Origin of the sequence: Pseudomonas juntendi (genome assembly GCF_009932375.1) — a bacterium.
GTDB lineage: Bacteria > Pseudomonadota > Gammaproteobacteria > Pseudomonadales > Pseudomonadaceae > Aquipseudomonas > Aquipseudomonas juntendi.
Window position 1 is genome coordinate 1 of record NZ_BLJG01000348.1, and the last position, 4,094, is coordinate 4,094.

4 protein-coding genes are annotated in these 4,094 nt (G+C 62.7%); 1 reads left to right on the top strand and 3 read right to left on the bottom strand.

The genetic code is table 11. The annotated features are described in order from the left end of the window. Positions 1–49 precede the first annotated feature (49 nt). Positions 50–1,411 (bottom strand): DEAD/DEAH box helicase, encoded by a 1,362-nt coding sequence (locus GYA94_RS25825; protein WP_110678645.1) that lies wholly within the window; start codon positions 1,409–1,411, stop codon positions 50–52. A gap of 103 nt (positions 1,412–1,514) precedes the next feature. On the opposite strand from GYA94_RS25825, the gene GYA94_RS25830 reads away from it, so the two are divergent. Then, the gene (locus tag GYA94_RS25830; protein WP_054905581.1) at positions 1,515–2,816 is read left to right on the top strand and encodes a mechanosensitive ion channel family protein; all 1,302 of its coding nucleotides are present in this window, start codon (positions 1,515–1,517) and stop codon (positions 2,814–2,816) included. Positions 2,817–2,917: 101 nt separating this feature from the next. Here GYA94_RS25830 and arfB read toward each other — a convergent pair whose 3' ends face one another. Both arfB and GYA94_RS25840 read right to left on the bottom strand, forming a co-directional pair. Further along, positions 2,918–3,331 carry an alternative ribosome rescue aminoacyl-tRNA hydrolase ArfB gene (gene arfB, locus GYA94_RS25835; protein WP_009683095.1) on the bottom strand — a complete coding sequence of 138 codons (414 nt, stop codon included), beginning with the start codon at positions 3,329–3,331 and terminating at the stop codon, positions 2,918–2,920. Between the two features lies 1 nt (position 3,332). Further along, positions 3,333–4,094, bottom strand: a 762-nt coding sequence (locus GYA94_RS25840) for an EamA family transporter (RefSeq protein WP_161893377.1), incomplete at its 5' end; no start/stop codon positions are given.

The following is a 4,094-nucleotide window of genomic DNA, read 5'->3' on the forward strand; positions in this document are numbered from 1 at the left end:
TGATGCAATCCCTGTGGGGCTTGCCGGCGATTGGGCCATTGAGCGCTATTTATTCGGCAGCAGGCTTACGCTTCTTCAGCGGCGCCAGGCCATCGGCGCTGGCCAGTGGCGCGTTGGCCTTCGGCTTGGCGGTAGGCTTGCGCTTGGCGGCCGCCTTCTTGTCGCCGGTTTTTTTCTCGATTTTTTTCTTCTTGCTCCCGGCCGCCTTGCCCGAGGCCTTGACCTTCTTCGGCCCGTTGTAGGTGCCCTTCACTTCCTTGATAACGCGGCGCTCGAACTGCTGCTTGAGGTAGCGCTCGATGCTGGACATCAGGTTCCAGTCATTGTGGGTGATCAGCGAGATTGCCAACCCTTCACCACCGGCACGCCCGGTACGGCCCACGCGGTGCACGTACTCGTCGCCGCTGCGCGGCATGTCGAAGTTGATCACCAGATCGAGACCGTCGATGTCCAGGCCACGGGCCGCCACGTCGGTGGCCACCAGCACCTTGGAGCTGCCCTGCTTGAAACGCTCGATGGCCAGCTTGCGGTCCTTCTGGTCCTTCTCGCCGTGCAGTACGAAGGCCTTCACATCCTTGGCCACCAGGTGGCCGTAGATACGGTCGGCCAGGGCGCGGGTATTGGTGAAGATGATTGCCTTGTCGAAGGTTTCGTTGGCCAGCAGCCACTGCACGATCTGCTCTTTGTGCTGATCGTGGTCGGCCATGATGATCTGCTGGCGAGTGCCTTCGGCCAACTGCGAGACACTGTTGAGCATCAGGTGCTCCGGATCTTTCAGCACCTTGCCGATGATGTCGCGCAGGGCCGCACCGCCGGTGGTGGCCGAGAACAGCAGGGTCTGCTCACGGTTCTCGCACTCCTTGCACAGGCGCTCCATGTCTTCGGCGAAGCCCATGTCGAGCATGCGGTCGGCTTCGTCGAGGATCAGCACCTGCACGTGGGACAGGTCGAGGTTGCCGGCGTTGAGTTGCTCGAGCAAACGGCCCGGGGTGCCGATCAGCACGTCCGGCACCTTGCGCAGCATGGCGGCCTGTTCCTTGAAGTCTTCACCGCCGGTGACCAGGCCCGCCTTGATGTAAGTGAACTGCGAGAACAGCTGCACCTGCTTCAGGGTTTGCTGAGCCAGTTCGCGGGTAGGCAGCAGGATCAGCGAACGGATTTCGACGCGCCCGCCTTTCAGGTCGACCAGGCGGTTGAGCAGCGGCAGCACGAAAGCTGCCGTCTTGCCGCTGCCGGTCTGCGCGGTCACGCGCAGGTCACGCCCTTGCAGGGCCAAGGGGATGGCCGCGGCCTGCACCGGGGTTGGCTCGACAAATTTAAGCTCGGCCACGGCTTTAAGCAGGCGTTCATGCAGGGCGAATTGGGAGAACACGGAGGTAACCTCAGGCAAGTGCGGGAAATTCAGTTGCATAGGGTAACGTTTTCTGCCGCCTTAGCCGAATTTCTTTTGGCAACTTTGTCGCCATCCGCGCTCTAATGGCACCTCGTTTCGCAACAAGACTGTATGCAAGCCCATGGATATCCAACAAATCTGGCGTGACTCCCTCGACCTGTGGGGCACCCTCGACCAACACCCCATGCTGCACGCGGCCATCGGCCTGGCGGTGCTACTGCTCATCTCCCTGGTCATCGGCCGCCTGGCACGCTTCCTGATGCTGCACGGCGCGCGTCTGCTGGCACGCCAGCCGGCACTCAAGTGGCTGGACGACCTGCGTCACAACAAAGTTTTCCACCGCCTGGCGCAGACCACCCCGTCACTGGTGGTGCAGTTTGGCCTGAAACTGGTACCGGAGCTGTCCGATACCGCCCAGCACTTCCTGGGCAACGTCGCCCTGGCGTTTACCCTGCTGTTCATGACCATGGCGCTGTCGTGCCTGCTGGATGCCCTGCTCGATATCTATGCGCGCACCGAACACGCCCGCACCCGCTCGATCAAGGGTTATGTGCAACTGGCCAAGATGATGCTGTGGATCTTCGCCTCGATCGTCATCGTCGCCACCCTGATCGACCGCTCGCCCCTGCTGCTGCTGTCGGGCCTGGGCGCCATGTCGGCGGTGCTGCTGTTGGTCTACAAGGACACCCTGCTGTCGTTCGTCGCCAGCGTGCAGTTGACCAGCAACGACATGCTGCATGTCGGTGACTGGATCGAAATGCCCCAGGTTGGCGCCGATGGCGACGTGGTGGACATTACCCTGCATACGGTGAAGGTGCAGAACTTCGACAAGACCATTGTCTCCGTGCCCACCTGGCGCCTGATGAGCGAGTCGTTCCGCAACTACCGCGGCATGCAGCAATCCGGCGGCCGGCGGATCAAGCGCAGCCTGTTCATCGACGCCGCAGGTGTACGCTTCCTCACCCGCGAGGAGGAACAGCGCCTGTCCCAGGTCAGCCTGCTGGGCGACTACCTGGCCGGCAAACGCCAGGAGCTGCAAAGCTGGAACGAAGCGCTGGGCCCGGTGGCCGAACTGTCGGCCAACCGGCGCAAGCTGACCAATATCGGCACCTTCCGCGCGTTTGCCCTGGCCTACCTGAAAAACCACCCCAATGTGCACCCGAACATGACCTGCATGGTGCGGCAGATGCAGACCACCGCCGAGGGCGTGCCGCTGGAAATCTACTGCTTTACCACCACCACGGTGTGGGCGGACTACGAGCGCATCCAGGGGGATATCTTCGATTACCTGCTGGCGGTGTTACCGGAATTCGGCTTGAGCCTGTATCAGCAGCCGAGTGGTAACGACATGCGCGTGGGGTTGAGCACACGGGTGGCGCAAGAGCCTGTCCCGCGTCGGCTGGAAGAGATGAGCGAGGCTTGAGATTGCGGGGGCTACTGCGCAGCCCATCGCGACACAAGGCCGCTCCTACACTGGGCGCGCAGCCATGCAAGCCTGCGCAATAGCCCGTTCCGCCTACGGCCTTAGAAGTCCACCTTGCCCCGCCCCGCCTTGACCGTACTGCGTCTGGCCTTCCCTTCGAGCCGGCGGGTCTTCGAGCCAAGGGTGGGCTTGGTGGGGCGGCGTTTCTTTTCGGTCTTGCCGGCAGCGATGATCAACTCGGCAAGGCGTGCCAAGGCATCCGCGCGGTTCTGCTCCTGGGTACGGAACTGCTGGGCCTTGATGATCAATACGCCATCGCCGGTAATGCGGCTGTCCCGTAGCGCCAGCAGCCGCTCCTTGTAAAACGCGGGCAGCGATGAGGCGCGTATGTCGAAGCGCAGGTGCACCGCGCTGGACACCTTGTTGACGTTCTGCCCACCCGCGCCTTGGGCACGGATGTAGCTCAGCTCGATGTCCGTATCCGGCAGTTGCACACCGTTGGAGAGGGTCAGCATGTCAGGCCTTGCCAGCCAGCGGCGCTCGCCCACGGCCACCCAGGCGGCTCAGCCATACCGAGGCGATGATGATCGCACCGCCAATGAACAGCCGCCCCAGTGGCTCGTGCTGGTTCCAGATCAGCAGGTTGAGCAGCAGCCCCACAGGCACATGCAGGTTGTTCATCACCGCCAGGGTAGCGCCGGATACCAGGCACGCGCCCTTGTTCCACCAGTACAGGCCCAGCGCCGTCGGGCACAACCCGAGGAACAGCAACACCAGCCATTGCACGTCGGTACTCGGCAGGTGCTGGGCATTGCCGAACAGCAGGAAGGCCGGCAGCACCACCAAGAGGGCGCCGAGGTAGAAGTAGCCAAAACGGGTGTAGTGCGGCAGGTCGCTGGGATTGCGTGCGACCAGGTGGCGGTACAGCACCTGGCCGGCGGCGTAGGTGAAGTTGGCCAACTGCAGCAACAGGAAACCGGTGAAGAACTCACCGCTGATACTGTCGAAGCGGATCACCGCCGCGCCAGCTACGGCCACCAGTGCGGCCAACAGTGCCCACGGATTGAAACGCCGGTTTATGGCGTCTTCGATCAGGGTTACATGCAATGGCGTGAGGATGGTGAACAGCAGCACTTCCGGCACCGTGAGCACGCGAAAGCTCAGGTACAGGCAGACGTAGGTGATGCCGTACTGCAACGCACCGATCAGCAGCATCGAGCGCATGAAGCGCGGCTCGACCTGGCGCCAGCGGGTCAGCGGCAGGAACACCAGGCCGGC